We start from the raw sequence: 24,666 nt of genomic DNA on the forward strand, positions 1-24,666 counted from the left end.
CTTTTTATTTGCAATTTTCTTCGACCATAACACTACGATCCTTTATAGTAAATTTCACCTTTTCAGTTATTTCAATCATATCCAGAATATTGTTGATATTATCATAGCGAGCAACATCCCCAGTATATTTTAATTGTTTTACCTTATTCGTCAGGAAAAACACATCCACATCATACCATCGCGACAAACTAATCATGATATCTTCAAGACTCCGATTTTCAAACACAAAACGTCCGTCTTTCCATGCAGTATATAATCTTGTATCCACCACTCTTTTCGAGACTTTACCATTGTGCTTATTAAAACACAACTGATCATTCGGCAGTAAATCCATACTTGTTCCACGAAAATCATCGTTCACTTTTACTTTACCTTCAACCAAGGTGGTCACTATTTCATTCTGATCATTATAAGCATTCACATTAAAGGAAGTTCCCAGCACTTTCACTTCAACACTAGTTACATCCACAATAAATGGGTGCTCTTTATCTTTTGCTACTTCAAAAAACGCCTCTCCTTCCAATTGTACTCTTCTATCGCCTGTTCCAAACTGCGAAGGGTATCTTAATTTAGAATTTGAATTCAACCAAATTTTGGTTCCATCGGCAAGAGTCAATTTATACTCCCCACCTTTAGGAATTATTATTGTATTATATACCAACTGATTCGCACTAGGTTTTTCAGTTGAATTCCGATAAACAAGCTCTTTCGAACTATTAGATATCTGCGTACCTTTTTCTTCTAAATTTACTTTTTCGCTTAATTGATATTTCTGTCCACCACTCAATACTAGTAAAGCTTGATTTTTACCTGGTAAAATACTTACTGGTTCAACCTTTGCAGCAGTCTCATGAATAGTATATAAAAACCCACCAACACTAATGGCTACAATTAATACTGCAGCAATCTTCAATACTTGTTGTTTTAATTGAATTCGCCTTTCTCTTTTTACTTTAGCTTGTATTTGTTTCCAAACCTCTTTTTTATTGGCACTTTCAAGTTTTGCTTCCTTATTGAAGTACAATTTCTCAGGGTTTTGTGCAAGTTGATGAAACAGCACAAGATTCTCCTCCTTTGCATATTTCCACTCTTCCAAAAACTGCTCTTCTTCTGCATTCAGCTTCCCCTCAAGCCTCTTTACAATCAAATCTGCAATTTTAAAACCAAATGGTAAATTGTTCATATTACTATTTTCTGTGTGATTAACAGTTACTATAACAGGTGAGATAAAAAAAAGGGTGACAAAAGTTTTAACTTTTATCACCCTTTTTCTCCTGCAAGTATTTATTCCGACTTTTAAACGAAATATAATATCGTAAATAAATTCTTTAAGTTCTCTTTTAAAAACTTGCCTGCTCTTTGCTTTTGTGTCTTAACTGTATTGATAGAGATATCTAAATCTTCGGCAATTTCGGCATTCTTCAGCCCCTTTAAACTTAATAAATAAATCAGTCTAGCTGATTCTGGTAATTTCTGAACCGTATCTTTAATCATTCGACTTACCTCTTCCTCTATCACATTATGAAGAAAATAATCTTCGTCGCAAATAGTTTTATTGACTTGTCCTTCGTACGATTTACGAACTTTTTGATGTTCGATTTGATTCAAACAAGAATTGCGAACCGTTTTGTATAAAAATGCACGCAATGCTGCTTCATGATAAAAAGTAGCTCTCTTTTCCCAAACTTTAATAAAACTTTCCTGAATAATATCCTCAACAATATCTTGTCCCGAAATATATTTTTGGCCAAACAAAAACAACACATCAAAATACTTGTCGTACAAGTGTTTAAACGAGTCTTGATTACCATTTCTAAATAAATTTAGAAAAGTTTGATCAAAAGTTTTCATAGGTTATAGTGGTTAATAATAGTAAAATAGGGATAACAATATTATAAATTATTTTTAAAAGAATACATATTATGAATAAACTATTTTCACTAAAGCTTTTAATCTTCAATTTTTACAGCACAAAAAAAATGGATATTCAACGAACATCCATTCACCTATTTAGTACTGTAAATTACAAAGCCAATTTCTTCTTCAGCTCTTTTGGAACTGCATCTTTATGAATCATTATGGCAACTGTTTTAAGTTTCACATAAGCTTCGCTCATGTTTAAATAACCTCCAAATTGATTACTATTAGCTGCCCAAGAATTTTTTGTTTTATAATAAACCGTTCCATTTTGATCCTTAACAATTCCTGTTAAATGCATCAAATGATCATCTGTTGTTTCAAAATTATCAAAGGTAGTCTGACGAAGTTTTTGATCTACTTCCTGCTCGCTACTGGTAGTAGAATTCTCCTTTTCATTTTTAGCAAGACTATTTTCCCACTTTGCAATTTCAGAATCGGTCATATCCACGGCTTTTTCAGCTGGTAGTGTTGCGTAACCATTTCGATGAGAAAAACCCGATTCGCTAACGTCTCCATCCCAACAAACCGAAAATCCATTCATCAAAGCATAGTTAATTACACTCATCATCTCCTCCATCGGAACATTGTAGTACAAATCATCCGACCAATTATCCGGAATCTCTAAATTTACCAACTGATAATACGGATGATCATTATAGGAAGTCAATTCGATGTAATCGTTCGGATTAAAACCTAATTTCTTTGCATACGAAACCGGTGTATACTTAGCTCCATCCATTTCAAAACTAGTTGGTACTTTTCCCATATAAGTATCTAATACTCCATTTACCGATTCCTCCCAAACTGGTGTGATTTTTCTATTTGGATTTTTAACGATTTCATCCATCATAGCTTTGGTTGATTGCACCATTTCTTTGTGAATATGAAAATCGCTTCCATATCTATTTCCTGAATAGATACTTTCCGGCACAAATCCATTCTCCTTCACCACATTTAAAACATCGTGAGCTTGTCCTCCTTCGCTATAATTTCCTTTTCCATGATAACGAAAATATCTTTTTGCTTTTTGAGAATAAGCCAAGCGAACGATATACATTTCTGACAAATCGATTTCCTTTTCTCCTAAACGAAGTAATTCTGTCTCGATAAATGAAATACCAGCAAAACACCAGCAAGTACCAGTACTTTGTTGATTTTTGACTGAGCTTGTTGGAATATCTACTACTGTAGAATATTGCTTTTCGGTTGTTGTTTCCTGCGCTGTTATCAGATTATTACTACAAAAGACAAGAATAATGAGTACTAAAAGTATTTTCTTCATAGTTTAATTCGTAATTGTTGTTAGTATTAAGATTTAAAGGAACTTATTATTTAATCTGTTTCCAATTCCTTAATTCATTCTGTTTCGTTTTAGTCATTTTATTCACCACCTGATCGTACGAATCATCAATCCACTCCTCAATTTGTTGGTTCGATACACTCCCATCTAACACTACTGTATTCCAATATTTTTTATTCATATGATATCCAGGCAATACCGATGAGTAAGCTTCTCTTAATTCAATGGCTTTTTCCGGCTCACATTTCACATTCATTCGAAGCTCTCCGGTAATATTTGTCAACAAAAACATCTTATCCAGCACCTTAAAAACTAAAGTTTCCTCATCAAAAGGAAATCCCTCGCTTACCGCAATTTTTGAAAGACAATACTCCCTCAGCTCCTCAATATTCATTTGTATATGTTAGTTGGTTATTAAATCATGAAAACAAATATAAATACTTTTCAATAAAATTCTAAAATGCTAGGTGTTAAGATGAATAATACTCCTTTTTTAAGCCAAACCACAAGGAAAGCATAATTTTATTTAACCTTACTTAGAATATTTTAACTCTCTACTATACTGCCATTTAGATAATTTTATAGAATGTATTTTTCAATATTCGTAGAAATGTTTTTTTTTTACTTAACCCAATTTTGTATATTTAGTTCACGTAAGAATGTTGAATAGATATATTTACCCATGAAAGACACTGGCTACGCCCAAAAATATAATTGGAAAAACAAGCGAATTCTCATTGTAGAAGATGAAGAAATTAACAACATGTTTTTTGATGCAGCTCTTAGTAGAACTGAATCAAAATTGCTGTGGGCAAAAAATGGCAAAGAAGCAGTAGATATAATTGAAGCATCAGATAATATTGATGTGATTTTAATGGATATTCGATTACCAATAATGGATGGTTGCGAAGCCACACGTAGAATCAAAAAAAACCATAAAACAATTCCTATTATTGCACAAACTGCGTATGCACTTGAAGGAGATAAAGAACGTATTTTGGATGCTGGATGTGATGATTATTTATCCAAACCTATTCGTTTTGAGGAACTTTTAGCTACTATCGATAAATACCTTGCCGATTAATCGATAGGTGCACTAAATGCATCTTCTATATGCTCAATTTCAAACTTTAAACCTTTTTTTATCACGCTAATAACATCAAAGCGTACTTCCTGTTCTATTTCTTTCGAATCAACATACCCTTGCGTAGCGCGCACCAAAAATTTTATTTTTGATAGTGTAATCGCATCTGCTGGATGCTCAAAATATTCGGTAGATCGTGATTTAACTTCTACCACTACCAAAAGATTATCTTTTAGAGCTACAATATCCAGCTCTTTTTTTTGGTAGATCCAATTCCTATCAAGGATTCGATACCCACATTTAAGAAGATAATTTGTAGCAAGATCTTCACCTAATTTCCCTAAATCATTGTGTTCTGCCATATTTAACTTATTTCCCTACCTTATCCCAAATAAATTTCGCTCCCTTTTCACTAACATCCATTTTTAGGAATCTTCCAAATGGCAAAGCCCAATTTTCCTGAATATGTCCTGCCGGAAAATCAAATACAACAGGGTAGGAGTAATTATCAATCGACTCCAAAATTATTTCATAAGCCGTTTTCCCAAATTCAGGAATTCCAGCTTTCATCCCGCTCATTCCACCAACAATCAATCCCTGCAGTTCTGATAACTTTCCACCCATTTTAAAATTCCGCATCATCCGATCCAAATGATAGAGCTCTTCTCCAACATCTTCTATAAAAAGAATTTTTCCATGAGTTTCAAAATCCAGTGCAGTTCCTCTTAAGCTATATAAAATAGACAAATTTCCACCTACCAATTCTCCCTCAGTCCTTCCCATACGATTTAACGAATGAGAAACAATTTCATAATTCTGAAAATTTCCCGATAAAGATTGAAAAAGTGTAGATATGGAATTATTTACATCCACATCGGAAGGAAAATTAATAGGCATAGTAGCATGTAAACTTTCTACTCCCAATATATTATTCAAATAGCTATGAAACACAGTAATATCGCTATATCCAACTATCCATTTAGGACTGCGAATGAATAAGTCAAAATCTAAATGCTCTAGTATTCGCACACTTCCATATCCACCTCGTGCACAAAGAATTGCTTTTATTTCAGGATCATCAAGCATAAGTTGAAAATCGCGTAAGCGATCCATATCACAACCTGCAAACTGATTATCCACATCAAAAACATGATTTCCTAAAACTACTTTATATCCAGCAAGCTCTAATTTACTCACTGCAACTCCCACTTTTTCTGGATTAATTTTTCCTGCTGGAGAAATGATTCCAATTTTATCTCCTTTTAGTAAAGCAGCCGGCTGATACATATCTATTTAGTTTTTTGAAGTAAGCACAAATTAAGAATAAAATACAAATGGATAACTACGTTTTTGCCAATTCTATCTTATCTTTGCAAACAATTCTGGTTGAAAAACCGAATTTCGATCAATAATAAGTAACCAAAATTAACAGAGGAATCCCTTTTCTCAAAACAATAAAGGAAATTCCTTAAGAAAAATAAAATCTCAAATGAAGAAATTTAATAGAACACTTGTTACTACGGCTTTACCTTATGCAAATGGACCAGTTCATATTGGACATTTAGCAGGTGTATATGTTCCTGCAGATATCTATACAAGATATCTTAGAATGAAAGGAGAAGATGTACTACTAATTGGAGGTTCTGACGAACATGGTGTACCTATTACAATCAAGGCTCAAAAAGAAGGTATTACTCCACAAGATGTAGTGGACAAGTATCACAATATTATCAAAGATTCATTTGAGAAATTTGGAATTACCTTCGACATATACTCTAGAACAAGTTCACCAGTTCATCACGAAACTGCATCTAATTTTTTTAAAACCTTAAATGACAAAGGGGAGTTTATTGTAAAAACAAGTGAGCAGTATTACGATTCCCAAGCAAATCAATTCCTTGCCGACAGATATATTACTGGAACTTGTCCGCATTGTAATAGTGAAGGTGCATATGGCGACCAATGTGAAAGTTGTGGTACCTCATTAAATGCTACGGATCTAATCAATCCTACTTCTTCAATTACCGGAAATAAACCTGAATTAAAAGAAACTAAACACTGGTATTTACCTTTAGACAAATATGAAAATCAGTTAAAAAGCTGGATTTTAGAAGAACACAAAGAATGGAAACCTAATGTTTACGGACAATGTAAATCGTGGTTAGATACTGGTTTACATCCAAGAGCAGTAACCCGAGATCTTAATTGGGGAGTTCCTGTTCCTGCTGAAGGTGCTGAAGGAAAAGTTCTTTACGTTTGGTTTGATGCTCCAATAGGCTATATATCAGCCACTAAAGAATTAACACCAGATTGGGAAAAATACTGGAAAGCTGATGATTCAAAAATGGTTCATTTTATTGGTAAAGATAATATTGTATTCCACTGCATTATTTTCCCTGCAATGCTAAAAGCGGAAGGATCGTATATTTTACCAGAAAATGTTCCTGCTAATGAATTCCTAAATTTAGAAGGCGATAAAATTTCGACCAGCAGAAATTGGGCGGTTTGGTTACACGAATACTTAGAAGAATTCCCTGATAAACAAGATGTTTTAAGATATGTTTTAACTGCAAATGCTCCAGAAACAAAGGATAATGACTTTACTTGGAAAGATTTTCAGGCTAGAAATAACAATGAATTGGTAGCAATTCTTGGCAACTTTGTGAATCGTGCTTTGGTGCTAACACACAAATACTATAAGGGAATAATTCCTGCACAAGGAGAATTAACCGATTTCGATAAAGAAACATTAGCTCAAATTCCTGTTTTTAAAGAACAAGTGGAGAAGAATCTTGAAACCTATCATTTTCGAGAAGCATTAAAAGAAGCTATGGGTTTAGCACGATTAGGAAATAAATATTTGGCAGATACCGAACCTTGGAAATTGATTAAGACCGATGAAGAAAGGGTGAAAACAATCATGAATATTAGTCTTCAGATTACAGCGAACCTATCTACTTTAATAGAACCATTTCTGCCGTTTACTGCAATCAAGCTTCGCCAATTTTTAAATATTGAGCCACTTGCTTGGCAAAATATTGGTGCTAATGTAATTGCAGATCATCACCAAATAAATACAGCATCTTTACTTTTCGAAAAAATTGAAGATGAAACTATTCAAGCCCAAGTAGATAAACTTTTAACTACAAAAGCCTCTAACGAAGCAGAAAAACGAGTTGTTGCTCCGGCAAAAGAAAATATTAATTTCGATGATTTTATGAAATTAGATATTCGAGTTGGTACAATTACTGCCGCTGAAAAAGTAGCAAAAACAAAAAAATTATTAAAGTTAACTGTTGATACTGGAATCGATCAAAGAACTGTAGTTTCGGGTATAGCAGAACACTACACTTCGGAAGAAATTATTGGTAAACAAGTTAGTATACTTGTAAATCTGGAACCAAAAAAATTAAAAGGAATTGAATCTCAGGGGATGATTTTAATGGCTGAAGATGCCGACGGAAAATTATCTTTTGTTTCTCCAGACACAAAAATAAAACCAGGTTCTGAAATAAGATAACTCAAAATTGAAGTAAAAAGAAAAGCGCTTTACAATGGAAAGCGCTTTTTTTTAATTCTTTATTTTTCTAGAATCCAGCAAAACGCTTTCGAATTCTTAGCAATTACTTGTTTCTTAAAATGATCTGCATCTGTTCTTTTTTCAAACTGATTAATTGCAACAGAATATAGATTTTTATTTTTTATTATTACTGCCGGATAAGACTTGGAAATTAATTCTTGTTTCAAAATCTCTGCATTTTCAATGGAAGTAAAGCTACCTGAAATTAAATAAAACTTTCCCTCTTGCAAATCATCCAGTTTCGCTTCTTTTCTAAGTTTAGGCTCAAATCTCACCATTTCTTCAGGTGGCGAAATTACAGGCTTTAACGGAACAATTTTCTCCGTAATTTCCTTTTTACCTTCCAATAATCCTAAAGAAGCCTCATTACCCATAAACGAACGTTCGGTATTCATAGGAAGCAAAGCAATAGTTAGCAGAAATGGAATTGTTGCCGCAGCATACCACAAACGCTTTGTAGTAAAAAGACTTCTTACTTTAACTTGCGATATAATTGCTGGATGCACCTTTTCTTCAGTAAATACCGAAAGTTGAGGAAGCTCTATTTGCTCCATACCAAACGCATCCACCAAAAAATTAAGCTCTTTAGATGGCTCAAACAGCATATTATGCCTTCTATCGTTATAAAAACATCCTACCTGATTCAATACAACTCTTTCGCCACGTTGAATTCGCACACGAATATCTTCAGTAAAAAACTGAACCGATTTTGTAGCCTCTGAATAACTCAAATTTTCCGATTCGGCCAATCTATTAATCAGTAAACCATCGTTTTTCGATAAATTACGGTTAAATCCAATAGTTTTGGATGGAGGAGATACAATATTTAAACTATTGTTGATATGTGCAGGTTTATAGTTGGCTACAAAGCCACCAAACCCAGGCAATATCACACAATCGTGAATAAATAAGAGGTCTTTAATATATTTTGATACTTCCAGCATAATACACAAATATAGTCAAAAATACATACCTCTCAAACCGAAAACCCCCTAAAAAAAATAATTAACTATAAACCAAGCTTTTCGCAATACAAAAAGAAATTTACAAGTCTAAATACAAATAAGTTATCAAGGAAATTATTGTATTTTTGATGAACATCGAAATAATTATCAACTGTTTCCACTATTTTTCTCCTTTAAAAATAGCTTAAGCATTTTAAAGGTGTATCACTTTAAAAATTATCTGAACGTGAAAAAAAATATATTAATTACAGGAGGTGCGGGTTTTATAGGTTCGCACGTGGTTCGTTTATTTGTAAATAAATATCCAAACTATCAAATTATTAACCTTGATGCTTTGACCTACGCTGGCAACCTGGAAAATTTAAAAGACATTGATACCAAAACTAATTACACTTTTATTAAAGGTGATATTACAGACTTGGCATTTGTATCCAAATTGTTCAAAGAATTTAAGTTTGAAGGCGTTCTGCATTTGGCTGCCGAATCTCATGTAGATCGGTCCATTTCTGATCCGTTAGCATTTATCACAACCAATATTGTAGGAACAGTAAACCTTCTTAATGCAGCAAAAGAATGCTGGACTAATAATATGGAGGGAAAGAAATTCTATCACATTTCCACCGATGAAGTTTATGGTTCTTTAGGCAAGACAGGAAAATTTACCGAGACAACTTCTTACGATCCCAGGAGCCCTTATTCAGCTTCAAAAGCTAGTTCGGATCATTTGGTACGAGCGTACTTTCACACCTATAAGCTTCCGGTTGTTTTATCGAATTGCTCGAATAATTACGGTGCAAATCAGTTTCCCGAAAAACTAATTCCTTTGGTAATAAATAATATAAAAAACTCGAAACCACTACCAATTTATGGAAAAGGTGATAATATTCGAGATTGGTTATTTGTAGAAGATCATGCTTTGGCTATCGATTCCATTTATCACAATGGAAAAATTGGAGAGACCTATAATATTGGAGGAAATAACGAATGGACCAATCTTGATTTAGTGAAGAAACTATGCGATATCATGGATAAAAAAATGAATCGCGAAACAGGAAGTTCACAAAAACTAATCACTTTTGTGAAAGACCGTGCAGGTCATGACCAGCGATATGCTATCGACGCTTCAAAAATTAAAAAAGAACTAGGCTGGAAGCCAAGTATTCAATTTGAAGAAGGATTTGAGCAAACAATTGATTGGTATCTCAAAAATTTAGATTGGCTAGAAAATATACTATCAGGTGATTACGAAAAGTTCTACGAGCAACAATATACCAACCGATAAAAAAAGAGCGATGTGAATGAAACACATCGCTCTTAATTTTTTTGAATTTTCAACTACTCTACAGTAACCGATTTAGCTAAGTTTCTTGGTTGATCCACATTGCAACCTCTATAAACAGCTATATAGTAGGATATTAGCTGAAAAGGAATAACTGTTAACAAAGGTGCTAATGGTTCCAATGTTTCAGGAATTTCCACCACATGATCGGCCATCTCACTAATCACCGTATCTCCTTCGGTAACAATAGCAATTACGTGACCTTTTCTGGCTTTTACCTCCTGAATGTTACTAACTATTTTTTCGTAAGATTTATCCTTTGTGGCAACAACAAAAACTGGCATTTGCTCGTCAATAAGTGCAATTGGTCCATGTTTCATTTCCGCAGCTGGATATCCTTCTGCATGTATGTAAGAAATCTCTTTCAATTTTAAAGCACCTTCCAAAGCTACAGGAAATAGGAATCCTCGTCCTAAATAAAGAGCATTGGTTGAATCCATATATTTCTTCGACAATTCCTTAATATCCTCTTCCTTATCTAAAATTCTCTTGATTTTCTCTGGGAGATTAGCAAACTCTGCAATTAGTTCTTGATACACCTCTTTCGAAAGAGTTCCTTTACGATATCCAACAAGCATTGCCATCATAGTAAGCACAGTAACCTGAGCTGTAAATGCTTTTGTAGATGCAACTCCAATTTCTGGACCAGCATGAGTATAAACTCCCGCATGAGTTTCGCGAGGAATGCTAGAACCAACCACATTACAAATACCCAAAACAGTAGCTCCTGCTTCTTTAGCCAATTTAATCGCTGCTAAAGTATCCGCAGTTTCACCACTCTGACTAATTGCCAAAACAATATCATCCTTAAAAATTACGGGATTTCTGTAACGAAATTCAGAAGCATACTCTACCTCTACTGGAATTCTAGCGAATTCTTCAAATAAATATTCTCCAACCATTCCAGCGTGCCACGAAGTACCACACCCAATAATTAATATTCTACGAGCATTTACTAATTGCGGAATAACATCATTTATTCCCCCTAAAAATACTTCTTTATTTGTTGTAGAAATTCTTCCTCGAATAGTATCGTGAATAGAACTGGTTTGTTCGAAAATTTCCTTTAGCATGAAATGATCGTAACCACCCTTTTCAATTTGCTCAATATCCAAATCTAGTTGTTGAATATGAGGAGTTAGCTTGTCATTTTGAATAGTTTTTAAAACCAATTCATCTCGACTTATTATTGCAACATCATTATCGTTCAAATAGATAACGCTATTTGTATATTCAATAATTGGAGTAGCATCCGAGGCAAGAAAATATTCACCGTTCCCAACACCAACAACCAATGGACTTCCTTTTCTGGCAGCAATCAATTTATCAGGCTCATCATCACAAATAACCACCAAACCATAGGCTCCAACCACTTTGGTTAAAGCTAATCGAACAGCAAGTTCCGCCGAAACTTCCCCTTTCAAATAGATATACTCAATCAAATTTGCCAAAACTTCCGTATCGGTATCACTTTGAAAAGTGTATCCTCTTTTAATTAGTTTTTCTTTTAAAGAAGAGTAGTTTTCAATAATTCCGTTATGAATAATTACAAATTTATTATTCATAGAACTATGTGGATGTGCATTTTGGTCGTTTGGCTCCCCATGAGTTGCCCAACGTGTATGCCCTATTCCGATACTTCCCGAAACATCACTTCCTTTTGCATGATTTTCCAGATCCTGAACCTTTCCCTTGCACTTAAATACCTGAGTCCGATTTGTACGCAGAGCGACTCCAGCCGAATCATACCCTCTATATTCTAATCTTTTAAGACCATTAATTAGTATAGGATAAGCCTGCTTATCCCCAATGTAACCAACTATTCCACACATAAATACAAATATTTCAGTTTCGGTACCACGCGAAACTTATTAAAAAATAATCGCCTAGTTAAACACAATTCGCTCACTAATTGGTAGTTACGATCACAATTAAGCTCGTCGATTGAATTATTATAGACGCAGCTAAAAATACGATAAGTTCGAATGCTCTCCAAACTTCTTAAAGTTTATTCCTTATTCGGATAAAAAAATAAAGGTGTATTTAAGCAATTGCTTGAATACACCTTTAAAATATATTTTAAACTCGTAACTATTCTGCTACTAATTTATCGTAAAATTCCGAATAAGCTTCCACATATTCATCCTGACTTTTGTGCTCTAAAAAAGGTTTCCCGGAAGCCAACGCATAAGCTTTCACTTCTTCGTTTATTTGAGGACTTCCCATTATAAAAGCATCAGACTGATCAATTGCTAATTTATGAAGAGCTACATAAGTTGCATCTTCTAAAATACTAACATCTTCCTGACTTACTCCTTCAATAATAGATTTATCTCTGAATTGATTACTGAATTTTGATGAAAATTCATCATCATACAAAGAAAAAACAACTTTGGTATCAGTAAACAATGGATCCTCGTTAAATGATTTTTTCAAATACAAAGGCACCAAGCCAGTAAACCAACCTTGACAATGAACAACATCTGGCGCCCATCGTAACTTCTTAACTGTTTCTAGTACTCCTCGTGCAAAGAAAATAGCTCTTTCATCATTATCCCCGAAAGCATCTCCATTTTCATCTAAAAGAATTTCTTTTCGGTGGAAATAATCCTCATTATCAATGAAATAAACTTGCATACGAGCAGCCTGAATAGAAGCAACTTTAATAATCAACGGATGATCTGTATCATCAATTATTAAATTCATTCCAGAAAGGCGAATTACTTCGTGCAACTGATTTCTTCTCTCGTTAATGCACCCATAACGAGGCATGAAAGTTCTGATTTCTTTTCCCTTTTCCTGGATTCCCTGGGGTAGATATCTACCAATTGCAGACATTTCAGTTTCAGGAAGATAAGGGGTAATTTCTTGTGAAACAAACAATACTTTTGTCTTTTCCATATAGTCGCTAATAATATAATACAGATTATCTGCGCAAAATTAATAAAAATAATCCACATACCTGCCCGAATGTGAAGCTTAAAGCTCCTACAATACAATTAAATGCAATTAATATTTCTCCGATTTACATTTATTTATTTTATTTGCAGTCTAAAATAAAAACCAATCAGATTTCACAGACACAATATTTAAGGGATGGAAATAGTAAAACTTGTTGCTGAAATAAAGACTAAAATCAGCAAGTTTAAGTCAGAAGGAAAGACAATCGGATTTGTTCCTACAATGGGTGCACTTCATGAGGGACATTTATCTCTTACCGATATATCTGTACAAAACAATGATATTACAATAGTTAGTATTTTTGTAAACCCGACACAATTCAATAATCCGGAAGATCTATCGACCTATCCACGAACCATTGAAGAGGATCTAGAAAAATTATCGGCCTTTAAACCAGACCTAATATTTATTCCAGAAGTAAAAGAAATTTATCCGGAACCAGACTCAAGAATTTTCAATTTTGGTTTACTGGATCAAGTAATGGAGGGAAAAAATCGTCCAGGGCATTTCAATGGAGTTGCTCAAGTTGTGAGTCGACTTTTTGACATTATCAGCCCCGACAATGCCTATTTTGGACAAAAAGATTTCCAACAAGTAGCTGTTATTAAGCAGATGACAAAAGATCTTAAGTTAAGTGTAAATATCGTTCCATGCCCCATTATTAGGGAGAAAGACGGCTTAGCAATGAGCTCAAGAAATGTACTGCTTTCTGAAGATCAGAGAAAAAATGCTTGCAAAATATCTGAAACTTTGTTTAAAGCTCGTAACTTAGCAGCGAAGTTAAGTGTATCTCAACTGAAAGAATGGGTTGTTGAAGAAATCAATAAAAACATATATCTTTCGGTAGAGTATTTTGAAATTGTTGATGATACAAGCCTTGAGGTGATTAAGGACTGGAATGAGCCTAATAACAAAGTAGGATGCATTACAGTTCAAGTTGGAAAAACACGCTTGATCGACAACATTACTTTTTAAATATTAGTAAAAAACGATATGTACATTGAAGTTTGTAAATCGAAAATTCACAAAGCATCAGTAACTGGTGCTGATCTTCAGTATGTTGGAAGCATTACCATTGACGAAGACTTAATGGATGCTGCTAATCTTATTGAAAATGAAAAAGTTCAAATTGTTAACGTTAACAATGGTGAACGATTAGAAACCTATGTTATTAGAGGTGAAAGAAACTCTGGAATCATCTGTTTAAATGGTCCTGCTGCCAGAAAATGTGCAGTTGGTGATATTGTTATCATCATCTCCTATGCATCAATGGAATTTGAGGAAGCTAAATCGTGGGAGCCAAGTTTGGTTTTTCCTGATACTGCTACCAATAAGTTGATTTAAATTATCTTATTTAAATAAATACTGGGCTGTTCTAACCGAACAGCCTTTTTTTATGCTTAAGACAGAAATTGCAAGAAAAATATTACTCAATTTTTAAAATGGAAAGAAAACAATTCTTTCACGAACCTTGATACTTTGTTTCCGATACTTTATACTTGTAAGTTATTAGCATCAATCAAAATCAACCCCAATGAATAAACTAGATATTGTAAAAAATAAAATTATCACAAATAAAGAGAGTGCCTTTAATCTCCTTCAAACCTGGCGTTTTAAAGAAAATAAAATTGTTTTCACGAATGGTTGTTTTGACTTGGTTCATCGTGGTCATTTAGACTATTTAGCTTCCGCTGCTTCAATGGGCAATAAGCTAGTTATTGGTTTAAACACCGATGCTTCCGTACAAAAGCTTAAAGGTACCAACCGTCCTATTATTGATGAATATTCAAGAGCTTTCCTACTAGCTTCATTGGGCTTTGTTGATATGGTTATCTATTTTGAAGAACAAACACCATACGAACTAATTAAATTTATACAGCCTGACATTTTAGTAAAAGGAAGTGATTATAATGCCGAAGATATTGTTGGCTACGATATTGTGAAAGCTAAAGGTGGAGAAATTAAGACTTTAGATTTTCTCGAAGGCTTTTCTTCCACAGGTATCATTAATAAAATAATAAAAACAACCACTAAATAATTATTCGTATTTATGGCCATTAAAGCAAAAACAAAAAGCGCCTGGTTTTGTCAATCCTGCGGAGTAGAGTCTACAAAATGGGTAGGAAAATGTCCTTCGTGCGGAGAATGGAATTCGTTTGTTGAAGAAGTTGTTGTAAAATCAACTGCTACAACAATAGTAGGAACTAATGGTCAAGGAAAAAAAAATAAGCCACAAAAAATTTCCGAAATATCCTCCACCGAAGAATCTCGATTCGACACTAAAAATGAAGAACTAAATCGTGTGTTAGGAGGAGGTTTAGTTCCTGGATCACTAATACTAATAGGCGGTGAGCCAGGAATAGGAAAGTCGACTTTAGCCCTTCAAATTGCCTTAAATCTAAAGAATTACACTACTTTATATGTATCGGGCGAAGAAAGTGCTCAACAAATAAAGTTGCGCGGAAATCGTATTAATTCCGATAACGAAAACTGCCTAATTGTAAGTGAAACATCCATGGAAAATATTTTTTCTCACGTAAAAAATACTTCTCCAAACATTATCGTTATCGATTCTATTCAAACTCTTGCTACCGAAACGATAGAAGCTGGTCCTGGTAGCGTATCACAAATAAGAGAGTGCACATCTCAGCTACTGCGATTTGCGAAAGAATCCTCCACGCCAGTAATTTTAATTGGCCACATTACAAAAGATGGAAATTTAGCTGGTCCTAAAATTTTAGAACATATGGTTGACACCGTTCTTCAGTTCGAAGGAGATCAAAACCACATGTATCGAATATTACGATCTACGAAAAATCGTTTCGGCTCCACCTCCGAAATGGGCATTTATGAAATGCAGCACAATGGTCTCCGCGAAGTATCTAACCCTTCAGAGTTGCTTCTTTCGCAGGAAGATGAAAACTTAAGCGGAGTAACTATTTCGGCTTCAATAGAAGGAATGAGGCCTTTCCTTATAGAAATACAAGCTTTGGTCAGTTCCGCGGCTTACGGAACCCCGCAACGCTCCTCAACAGGTTTCGATCTTCGTCGATTAAATATGCTATTAGCTGTTTTAGAAAAAAGAGCTGGGTTCAAACTTTCTACCAAAGATGTATTTCTAAACATTGCTGGGGGAATTAAAGTAAACGATCCAGCTATCGATTTGGCTGTAATTCTCGCTGTTTTATCATCAAGCACAGACATCTCAATTCCTAAAGAAGTGTGTTTTTCAGGCGAAATTGGCTTGTCGGGAGAAATTAGACCAGTTAGCAGAATTGATCAACGCATTAGTGAAGCGGAAAAATTAGGATTCAAACAAATATTTATTCCAAAATACAACTCTAAAGGTTTAGATACCAATAAATTCAAAATAAAAATTCATTTAGTTAGTAAAGTTGGAGAAGTCTTCCAAAAACTTTTTAGATAAAAAATAAGGCCGAAACTTACGTTTCGGCCTTAAAACAGTTACTATGAATTTTTCTTGATTCGAGTATGGCATTTCGAATCGAATAGCGTCGGAATAAGAAAGAAATAAACTGAATCTTTCCGCTTTTTCCACCGAAAGCTAAATCCATGATTTTAGGCAGGTCTTCTGGCTTATTCCATTTTAAACACCTTCCCATTCCATACAGAACAGTGGCTTACTTGTTTAAAATATTGATTCGAAAAACGAACCGGAACTTACAGCTGCGGGGACAGCTCCTGCTTAAACAGGATTCCCTATTATTCCCTTTAGAGGAACCTAAAACTCCTTACAATTTTAAAGAAAAAATATCGATCTTCCAACAATAATTTTGAATGGAATCTAAAAGAAATCTTCATTCTCCGATTCAATCAATCCATTATTGTTAGATTCATCATCACAATCGAGATTTATACTTACCCCTCTTGGTTTTTCGAAATCTCCTTGGCTAATATTCAAACTTTTATCCGCATAAACTTTTTGCATGTACAAGGCCCAAATTGGCAATGCCATATTTGCTCCCTGCCCTTGCCTAATCCCCTCAAAATGAACGGAACGATCTTCTGCGCCAACCCATACACCTGATACTAATTCGGGAGTTATTCCCATAAACCAACCATCCGAATGATTCTGTGTTGTTCCCGTTTTTCCTCCAATCGGGTTATTCATTCCGTATTTAATTCTTAATCTTATCCCAGTACCTCTTTTAACCACACCTTCCAGTAAGTTCGTCATCAAATAAGCCGTTCTTTCGTCCATTACTTCCCGTTTTCTAGAAACCGAGCGAGCAATTAAATTTCCTTTATGATCTTCTATTTTAGTAACAAAGCTTGGTTTAATGTAAACTCCTTTATTTACAAATGTAGAATAAGCCCCAACCATTTCGTATACAGATATTTCCGAAGTACCTAAATAAATAGATGGAACCGGATCGATATAACTAATCACACCCATTTTATGAGCCATATCGGCAACCGATTCAGGAGTAGTTTGTTTCAACACCCAACCCGAAATATTATTCACCGAATTAGCCAATCCCCATTTTAAAGTCACCATCTCCCCTTCGTGCTTATCATCCGAATTTTTCGAAGCCCAAGGAGTTCCGTCTGGCAAAATAAATGTTTGCGGAATATTTGGTACTTTATCGCAAGGCCCGAGCCCCTCTTGCATAGCGAGCGTGTACAAAAATGGTTTAATAGTAGAGCCAACCTGACGTTTTCCAACAGTAACCATATCGTACATGAAATTCTCATAGTTCGGTCCTCCAACGTAGGCACGCACCTCACCGGTTTGTGGTTCCATCGACATAAAACCAGCACGCAAAAATCCTTTCATATATAGCATGGAATCATTAGGACTAAGAATCGTATCTCTTTCTCCTTTCCAAGTAAAGATTTTCATATTAGTAGGATTCTTAAATACCAACCTTATCGAATCCATGCTCATGCCATTTTTCTTTAAAACACGATACCTTTCACTTCTTCGCATCGAAGTTTCAATATTATGCTCTACATCATCATTGCTTAAATCATCCGAAAAAGGTGGATTTCTATGGTTCTCCTTTTCTCTATTAAAAGCCTTTTGCAAATCCAGTCCTAAATGTTCTACCACAGCTTCTTCGGCATACTTTTGCATTCTAGAATCAATAGTAGTATAAATTTTCAATCCATCCTTATATATATTGTATGGTGTTCCATCTGCTTTTACATTTTTATTACACCATCCATAAAAAGGATTGGTTTCCCATTCTATCGAATCCTTTACAAACTGCTGATGTGCATAAGATGGATACCTATCCTTAACCGGCTCATTTGCAGTTAACGACGTGCGCAAATACTCCCGAAAATAAGGAGCCATTCCTCTTTTATGATCTACTTTCTGAAAATCAATTCCCAACGGAAGGTTCTTAAGGGAATCATATTGCGTTTCCGATAAGTAATCATACTTTACCATTTGCGATAAAACCACATTACGTCGGTTTAAAGTAAGTTCAGGGCGTCGTAGGGGATTAAAATACGATGGGTTTTTAGCCATTCCCACCAACATAGCAGCCTGCTCAATATGAAGGGAGTCGGGTGTTGTGTTAAAGTATACATTTGCCGCCGATTTCACACCCACAGCAAGGTTTAAGAAATCAAATTTATTAAAGTACATGGTCATGATCTCTTCCTTGGTGTAACTTCTCTCCAGTTTCACCGCAATTACCCACTCCCTAAATTTTCTAAAAACAATCTCCATTTTTTTCTCGAAACTCTCCCGCGGGAACAACATTTTAGCCAACTGTTGCGAAATTGTACTACCTCCTCCAGCACTTTTGTCTCCTGTTACCAATCCTTTCGCAACACGTCCCAAACCTCTAACATCAATACCAGAATGATCATTAAACCTTACATCTTCAGTAGCAATTAATGCATCCACCAAGAAAGGAGACAATTCAGGATACTCAACAAAAGATCTATTTTCAAAATAGAACTTCCCAATTAAACTGCCATCTACCGTATATACTTCCGTTGCTAAACTGTTTTTAGGATTTTCCAATTCTTCAAACGAAGGCATGAAACCAAATGTACCATTTGAAACTCCAGCAAAAAACAGAACAGCACTTACTATTCCTATCGAAAAAACCAACCAAAAAATAATCAGTGGTTTTTTAAACATTTGTATTTTCGAAATTGATTCGTTATCCGAGTTAAACTCAGTGTTTCTTTCTGACATGTTGAAGCAATTAATTTAATTTTCGCTGTAAAAATAGCAAATATTATTTGAACAATTATTGGTGGCACATCTTCTAATGATTTAGAATTATTTTATATAAATGAAATGGGTAATTTCAAAATAATCATCATAAAATTTTGAAGTTAGCCTCCTTATTGTTTTACTTTGCAGAAATTTTAACCTCAACTTTCCAAAGTAAAGATACAAGTATGGTAGAGAATTTAGTAATAGTCGAGTCCCCAGCAAAAGCAAAAACTATTGAGAAGTTTTTAGGAAAAAACTTCATTGTAAAGTCTAGCTTTGGGCACATTAGAGACTTAGAGAAGAAAGATTTTGGAATTGACATTAAGAATAATTTCACCCCCAATTATATTGTTTCCACAGACAAGAAAAAGGTTGTTGCTGAATTAAAGAAATTGGCAAAGGAAGCAAAAGTAGTCTGGATCGCATCCGATGAGGATCGCGAGGGAGAAGCTATCGCATGGCACTTATATGAGGTGCTTAAACTTAAAAAAGAAAATACAAGACGAATCGTTTTTCATGAAATTACGAAGGAAGCGATCCTTAAAGCAATCGAAAATCCACGCGATCTAGATGTAAATTTAGTAAACGCCCAACAAGCGCGAAGAATTCTTGATAGATTAGTGGGATTTGAAGTTTCACCTGTTTTATGGAAAAAAGTAAAACCTCAATTGTCTGCTGGACGAGTACAATCTGTTGCCGTTCGTTTAATTGTTGAAAGAGAACGGGAAATTATCGATTTCACCTCCGAATCTTATTTTAAAGTTGTTGCTCTTCTTACCGTAAAGGATGCGAATGGCGATGAAAAAACAGTAAAAGCAGAACTACCGAAAAGATTCTCAACAAGAGAAGAAACACTTAAATTTTTAAATAGTTGTAAAAATGCAGAGTATGGTATCAATGAGATCGAGAAAAAACCATCGACTCGCAAACCAGCAGCACCATTTACAACCTCTACCTTACAACAAGAGGCTAGTAGAAAGCTTGGATTTTCAGTAGCGCAAACAATGACCGTTGCTCAACGCCTTTATGAAGCTGGAAATATTACCTACATGAGGACTGATTCGGTAAATCTTGCGGAAACAGCACTTACCGCTGCCAAAGAGGAAATAACCAAACGTCATGGAGCTGAATACGTTCAAACTAGAAGATACAAAACAAAAAATAAAGGAGCTCAAGAAGCTCACGAGGCAATTCGTCCTACCTATTTAAATAAGGAAGAAATTTCTGGAGAATCGAATGAAGTCCGCTTATACAATTTAATTTGGAAGCGAACCATTGCATCTCAAATGGCCGATGCAAAACTTGAGAAAACCAACATCAAGATTGGCATCTCCACCAATAATAAAGAGTTAGTAGCATCCGGAGAAATGATTAAATTCGATGGATTCTTTAGAGTATATATGGAGTCATCAGATGATGACAATCAGAAAGAAGAAGAAACCCTTCTACCGAACGTTAAAGTTGGTGATATACTTCAGGAAGAAGTAATGAATGCAACTCAAAATTTCACTTATCGTCCGGCAAGATTCACCGAAGCTAGTTTGGTTAAAAAATTAGAAGAATTGGGAATTGGCCGACCATCAACTTATGCCCCAACCATAACCACAGTTCAAAATCGTGGTTATGTTGTTAAAGAATCTCGTGATGGTGTAGAAAGAAATTATGAAGTAATAACTCTTACTAACAATCAAATTTCGGAAGAAACTAAAACACAAATAACTGGAGCTGAAAACAAAAAACTTTTCCCTGCAGATATAGGAATGGTAGTTACCGACTTTTTAAATAAACACTTTACCACCATCATGAATTACAATTTCACAGCTGATGTGGAGAAGGAATTTGATGATATTGCTATTGGTAAATTAGTGTGGTACGAAATGATTGGTAAATTCTATAACCCATTTCATGCAAACGTAGAAAAGACGCTTGAAGAATCGGAGCGTGAAACTGGAGAAAGAATTCTCGGCAAAGATCCAGTTACTGGTAAAGTAATTCTTGTACGTATCGGTCGCTATGGCCCAATGGCACAATTAGGCGAGAGCTCTGATAACGAAGAAGAGGAAGCTCCTAAATTCGCGAGCTTGCGCACCGGACAACATCTGGAAACAATCACCTTAGAAGAAGCCATCGATTTATTTAAACTTCCTAGAGACTTGGGGCTTTATGAAGACAAAAAAGTAGTAGTAGCCATTGGACGCTTTGGTCCTTACGTTCGTCACGATGGAAAATTTGCCTCTTTAAAGAAAGATGTGGATGATCCAATGAAAATAGATTTAGAAAGAGCTATTGTTCTTATTGAGGAAAAAAAGGAAAAAGACCGATTAAAACACATCAAATCTTTTGAGGAAGATGCCGATTTACAGATCCTTAATGGTCGTTGGGGACCTTATATATCCTTTCAAAAAGAAAATTATCGACTTGCCAAAGATTTAGAGAATCCCAAAACGCTTAGTTATAAAGACTGTTTAAAAATTATTGAAGCTGCGCCGAAGAAAAAATCAACAAAAAAGGCTCCAGCCAAAAAGAAAGTTGCTGTTAAAAAGAAAGCGACAACAACGAAAAAAACTTCTACTGCCAAAAAGACCAAGAAATAAAAAATAATTAAAAAAAAAGTTAAGGGTTGTCTTTCTACACAGACAGCCCTTTTTTATTGCCTTACAGTTAAATTCAAACACATATTTATTATTTTTTATTGTTTATTATAAATTAAAAACCACAAAAATTCTTAACAAAACAATAAAACCCACGTAAATAAGTCTTACAATAAAATAAGGGAACTACTTCTCTGTCGAGGTAGATAAACTATCCCTTATTTAATTTAATGTAAGAATTAAAAAAATTAAGTTTTAAATGGAAACCTAAAAAATATTGATTAATGCACCTGAACCTCTGATAAAACTTGTAAGGAACATTTATTTTTATTTACTTTACTCCTAACAGTTTTAGATCTTTACTGAACCATAATGTATTACATGAAAAAATTTATTTTCTTCATCTTTTTGTCTTACTTCACCTTAACAATTAAGGCTCAGCAAGACCCACAGTTCAGTCAAAACATGTTCAATATTCTTTCTGTGAACCCAGCGTTTGCTGGAGCAGACAAGGATATTTTTGTGTCGGCTATTAATCGTCAACAATGGGTAGGTTTCGAAAATGCTCCTGTTACCACGGTGTTTAATATAAGCACACCGATCACTTTTATGGGAGCAGATCACGGAGTTGGTTTAACCATCTTAAGTGACAAATTAGGCTTTGAAAAGAATACCAGCATGCGTTTTAGTTATGCATATCAAAAAAAAATAGGTGAAAGTTCTTTAAATTTTGGTGTCAGTTTCGGTTTTCAGAACAATTCTCTTCAAGGAGAGTGGTTTGTGCCAGATGGAGATGGTTTTTCAACACCTGAAGATGATTTGGGTGCTGCTAGTGTTGATGATAGTAAGATGGTTTTTGATTTAGGTTTCGGAATATATTATAAAACAGACAACCTTTACATAGGAACTTCCGTAAGTCATCTGAACCAGCCCAACGTTGGTTATAATGAAAATATTGAAACCTATCTCGCTCGTCATTATTATGCGATGGCTGGATACCGATACGAATTAAATGAATCGTGGGAAATTTTACCTTCAGTTTTTTATAAAACAGATGCTGTTGTTTCTCAATTTGATTTAAATACAAACATCAGATACAATAAAAAGATCTGGGGAGGCGTTTCATATAGGGTTGATGACGCCATAGTTGGACTGTTAGGAGTTTTGTTTAATAATGGTATTCAAGTAGGATACGCTTACGACATTTCGACCTCAAAAATTGCAAAAGGATCGCATGAGTTTTTATTAGCTTATCGATTCAATACTAAATTGGAAAAACGAATTCAAAAATATAAGAGCATTCGATTTTTATAATCATTAAAAGAAAATCTATACAATTAGTATAATTTATAAAACCACTATGAATAAACTACTTACAACACTTTGTGTAATTGTTTTGTTGTTCTTAGCCAGTTGCGGAAAAAATACTGGTAACGGAGAACTTATTGGTGCGGGTCAGAGAGGTAATTGGTTTGAACCCAAACCTTATGGTATGGTTTTAATTCCACGCGGAAGCTTTACCGTAGGTCCAAACGATCAGGATGTAGCTTGGGCACTAAACGCCACTGCTAAAACCGTATCCGTAGAATCTTACTGGATGGATGAAACCGAAATTACAAATAATGAGTACCGTCAGTTTGTATATTGGGTTAGAGACTCCATAGCACGCGAGTTATTAGGACAACAATTCGAAGAGTTTCTAATTGCCGAAGATGATAATGGCAACCCGATAGATCCTCCTTATCTTAATTGGGAAGAACGATTGGAATGGGACAATGAGGAATATACCGAAATTTTGGAGGACATGTATTTGCCTGTCAACGAAAGATTCTTCAGAAACAAAGAAATTGATTCCCGTAAACTGAAATATCAGTACGAGTGGGTTGATCTTTTACAAGCTGCAAAAAAGTCGAACCGTTACAATTACGAAACAGGAGAGTATGAAGGAATGGTAGATGATTACAAAGGTGGTCGTAAACAAATTGAAGACCGTTCTTCTTTTATTATGAAAGAAGCCCTTAATATTTACCCTGATACCTTATGTTGGATTCAGGATTTTACCTACTCCTATAATGAGCCTTGGACAAAACAATATTTTTGGCATCCTGGTTACGATGATTATCCTGTAGTTGGAGTTTCTTGGAAACAAGCATCTGCTTTTTCCATTTGGAGAACACGCTATCATAATTCTGCTTTAAAAGCAGAAGGAGATTATCCAGTTCAAGATTATCGTTTACCAACAGAATCGGAATGGGAATATGCTGCTAGGGGTGGAATATCCTTAAATATGTACCCATGGGGCGGTCCTTACACAAGAAATGATCAAGGATGCTTTCTTGCCAATTTCAAACCTCTTCGTGGTAATTACGTTGATGATGGAGGACTTGTAACCTTACCGGTTGGGAGCTATGAGCCAAACGAATTTGGCTTATATGATATGGCTGGTAATGTTGCCGAATGGACTTCTGGAGCTTATGATGAATCAGCATATTCATTTACTCATGATATGAATCCAAACTACGAATACAATGCATTACCTGATGATCCACCAGCATTAAAAAGAAAAGTTACCCGAGGTGGTTCGTGGAAAGATATAGGATACTATTTACAGTGTGCTACCAGAACCTACGAGTATCAGGATACTGCAAAATCTTATATTGGATTCCGTTGTGTTAGAACTCATTTAGGTAAATAACAATTACCCGTTAACTATTTATTTTAGAC

At 34.8% G+C, this 24,666-nt stretch carries 20 protein-coding genes and 1 riboswitch; of the genes, 10 read left to right on the forward strand and 10 right to left on the reverse strand.

What is annotated here, in order from left to right; translation table 11 throughout:
• Nucleotides 1-4: 4 nt before the first annotated feature.
• From BZG02_RS11525 to BZG02_RS11540, 4 genes are all read right to left on the reverse strand, one after another.
• Nucleotides 5-1,183: a FecR family protein gene (locus tag BZG02_RS11525; protein WP_101261585.1), complete on the reverse strand. Its 1,179-nt coding sequence runs from the start codon at nucleotides 1,181-1,183 to the stop codon at nucleotides 5-7.
• A gap of 113 nt (nucleotides 1,184-1,296) precedes the next feature.
• The gene (locus tag BZG02_RS11530) at nucleotides 1,297-1,851 is read right to left on the reverse strand and encodes an RNA polymerase sigma-70 factor (RefSeq protein ID WP_101261586.1); all 555 of its coding nucleotides are present in this window, start codon (nucleotides 1,849-1,851) and stop codon (nucleotides 1,297-1,299) included.
• A gap of 172 nt (nucleotides 1,852-2,023) precedes the next feature.
• Entirely contained in the window at nucleotides 2,024-3,202 is a 1,179-nt protein-coding gene (locus BZG02_RS11535) for a C1 family peptidase (protein ID WP_101261587.1), read from the reverse strand.
• 46 nt (nucleotides 3,203-3,248) lie between these two features.
• Entirely contained in the window at nucleotides 3,249-3,614 is a 366-nt protein-coding gene (locus BZG02_RS11540; RefSeq protein WP_101261588.1) for an MmcQ/YjbR family DNA-binding protein, read from the reverse strand.
• A gap of 288 nt (nucleotides 3,615-3,902) precedes the next feature.
• Between BZG02_RS11540 and BZG02_RS11545 the strand changes: the two genes are divergently transcribed.
• Nucleotides 3,903-4,304, forward strand: coding sequence for a response regulator (locus BZG02_RS11545; protein ID WP_101261589.1), 402 nt, complete (start codon nucleotides 3,903-3,905; stop codon nucleotides 4,302-4,304).
• On the opposite strand, the gene BZG02_RS11550 is transcribed toward BZG02_RS11545, so the two are convergent.
• Together BZG02_RS11550 and BZG02_RS11555 are read right to left on the reverse strand one after the other, a co-directional pair.
• Nucleotides 4,301-4,666 (reverse strand): YraN family protein, encoded by a 366-nt coding sequence (locus tag BZG02_RS11550; RefSeq protein WP_101261590.1) that lies wholly within the window; start codon nucleotides 4,664-4,666, stop codon nucleotides 4,301-4,303. The two genes, BZG02_RS11545 and BZG02_RS11550, sit on opposite strands and share 4 nt — an antisense overlap.
• A gap of 7 nt (nucleotides 4,667-4,673) precedes the next feature.
• Nucleotides 4,674-5,591 carry a S66 peptidase family protein gene (locus BZG02_RS11555; RefSeq protein WP_101261591.1) on the reverse strand — a complete coding sequence of 306 codons (918 nt, stop codon included), beginning with the start codon at nucleotides 5,589-5,591 and terminating at the stop codon, nucleotides 4,674-4,676.
• 190 nt (nucleotides 5,592-5,781) lie between these two features.
• Between BZG02_RS11555 and metG the strand changes: the two genes are divergently transcribed.
• On the forward strand, nucleotides 5,782-7,824 hold the full coding sequence (gene metG, locus BZG02_RS11560) for a methionine--tRNA ligase (protein WP_281253684.1): 2,043 nt from the start codon (nucleotides 5,782-5,784) through the stop codon (nucleotides 7,822-7,824).
• A gap of 59 nt (nucleotides 7,825-7,883) precedes the next feature.
• Here the strand turns inward: metG and BZG02_RS11565 are convergent, their stop codons facing one another.
• Nucleotides 7,884-8,828 (reverse strand): HU domain-containing protein, encoded by a 945-nt coding sequence (locus BZG02_RS11565; protein ID WP_101261593.1) that lies wholly within the window; start codon nucleotides 8,826-8,828, stop codon nucleotides 7,884-7,886.
• A 247-nt stretch (nucleotides 8,829-9,075) separates the two neighbouring features.
• Between BZG02_RS11565 and rfbB the strand changes: the two genes are divergently transcribed.
• Nucleotides 9,076-10,131 (forward strand): dTDP-glucose 4,6-dehydratase, encoded by a 1,056-nt coding sequence (rfbB, locus tag BZG02_RS11570; RefSeq protein WP_101261594.1) that lies wholly within the window; start codon nucleotides 9,076-9,078, stop codon nucleotides 10,129-10,131.
• A gap of 53 nt (nucleotides 10,132-10,184) precedes the next feature.
• Here the strand turns inward: rfbB and glmS are convergent, their stop codons facing one another.
• Nucleotides 10,185-12,020 carry a glutamine--fructose-6-phosphate transaminase (isomerizing) gene (glmS, locus tag BZG02_RS11575; protein WP_101261595.1) on the reverse strand — a complete coding sequence of 612 codons (1,836 nt, stop codon included), beginning with the start codon at nucleotides 12,018-12,020 and terminating at the stop codon, nucleotides 10,185-10,187.
• Nucleotides 12,021-12,279: 259 nt separating this feature from the next.
• Nucleotides 12,280-13,089, reverse strand: a complete 810-nt coding sequence (locus BZG02_RS11580) for a glycogen/starch synthase (RefSeq protein ID WP_101261596.1) — start codon at nucleotides 13,087-13,089, stop codon at nucleotides 12,280-12,282.
• A gap of 195 nt (nucleotides 13,090-13,284) precedes the next feature.
• Between BZG02_RS11580 and panC the strand changes: the two genes are divergently transcribed.
• From panC to radA, 4 genes are all read left to right on the forward strand, one after another.
• Nucleotides 13,285-14,124 carry a pantoate--beta-alanine ligase gene (gene panC / locus BZG02_RS11585; protein WP_101261597.1) on the forward strand — a complete coding sequence of 280 codons (840 nt, stop codon included), beginning with the start codon at nucleotides 13,285-13,287 and terminating at the stop codon, nucleotides 14,122-14,124.
• A gap of 18 nt (nucleotides 14,125-14,142) precedes the next feature.
• Nucleotides 14,143-14,493 (forward strand): aspartate 1-decarboxylase, encoded by a 351-nt coding sequence (panD, locus tag BZG02_RS11590; RefSeq protein ID WP_101261598.1) that lies wholly within the window; start codon nucleotides 14,143-14,145, stop codon nucleotides 14,491-14,493.
• Between the two features lie 190 nt (nucleotides 14,494-14,683).
• Nucleotides 14,684-15,187 carry a D-glycero-beta-D-manno-heptose 1-phosphate adenylyltransferase gene (gene rfaE2 / locus BZG02_RS11595; protein ID WP_101261599.1) on the forward strand — a complete coding sequence of 168 codons (504 nt, stop codon included), beginning with the start codon at nucleotides 14,684-14,686 and terminating at the stop codon, nucleotides 15,185-15,187.
• Nucleotides 15,188-15,199: 12 nt separating this feature from the next.
• The gene (gene radA, locus BZG02_RS11600; protein WP_101261600.1) at nucleotides 15,200-16,576 is read left to right on the forward strand and encodes a DNA repair protein RadA; all 1,377 of its coding nucleotides are present in this window, start codon (nucleotides 15,200-15,202) and stop codon (nucleotides 16,574-16,576) included.
• A 138-nt stretch (nucleotides 16,577-16,714) separates the two neighbouring features.
• A riboswitch (cobalamin riboswitch) is annotated at nucleotides 16,715-16,910 on the reverse strand.
• Between the two features lie 44 nt (nucleotides 16,911-16,954).
• On the opposite strand, the gene BZG02_RS11605 is transcribed toward radA, so the two are convergent.
• On the reverse strand, nucleotides 16,955-19,327 hold the full coding sequence (locus tag BZG02_RS11605) for a penicillin-binding protein 1A (protein ID WP_218972230.1): 2,373 nt from the start codon (nucleotides 19,325-19,327) through the stop codon (nucleotides 16,955-16,957).
• Between the two features lie 209 nt (nucleotides 19,328-19,536).
• Between BZG02_RS11605 and topA the strand changes: the two genes are divergently transcribed.
• The 3 genes from topA to porK all read left to right on the forward strand — a co-directional run bounded on the left by topA (nucleotide 19,537) and on the right by porK (nucleotide 24,637).
• Nucleotides 19,537-21,945 carry a type I DNA topoisomerase gene (topA, locus tag BZG02_RS11610; protein WP_101261670.1) on the forward strand — a complete coding sequence of 803 codons (2,409 nt, stop codon included), beginning with the start codon at nucleotides 19,537-19,539 and terminating at the stop codon, nucleotides 21,943-21,945.
• Nucleotides 21,946-22,323: 378 nt separating this feature from the next.
• Nucleotides 22,324-23,256, forward strand: a complete 933-nt coding sequence (locus BZG02_RS11615) for a PorP/SprF family type IX secretion system membrane protein (RefSeq protein ID WP_180335700.1) — start codon at nucleotides 22,324-22,326, stop codon at nucleotides 23,254-23,256.
• 46 nt (nucleotides 23,257-23,302) lie between these two features.
• Nucleotides 23,303-24,637, forward strand: coding sequence for a T9SS ring complex lipoprotein PorK/GldK (porK, locus tag BZG02_RS11620; RefSeq protein WP_101261602.1), 1,335 nt, complete (start codon nucleotides 23,303-23,305; stop codon nucleotides 24,635-24,637).
• Nucleotides 24,638-24,666: the final 29 nt, after the last annotated feature.

Origin of the sequence: Labilibaculum filiforme (assembly GCF_002843315.1) — a bacterium.
In the GTDB taxonomy this organism is placed as follows: Bacteria; Bacteroidota; Bacteroidia; order Bacteroidales; family Marinifilaceae; genus Labilibaculum; species Labilibaculum filiforme.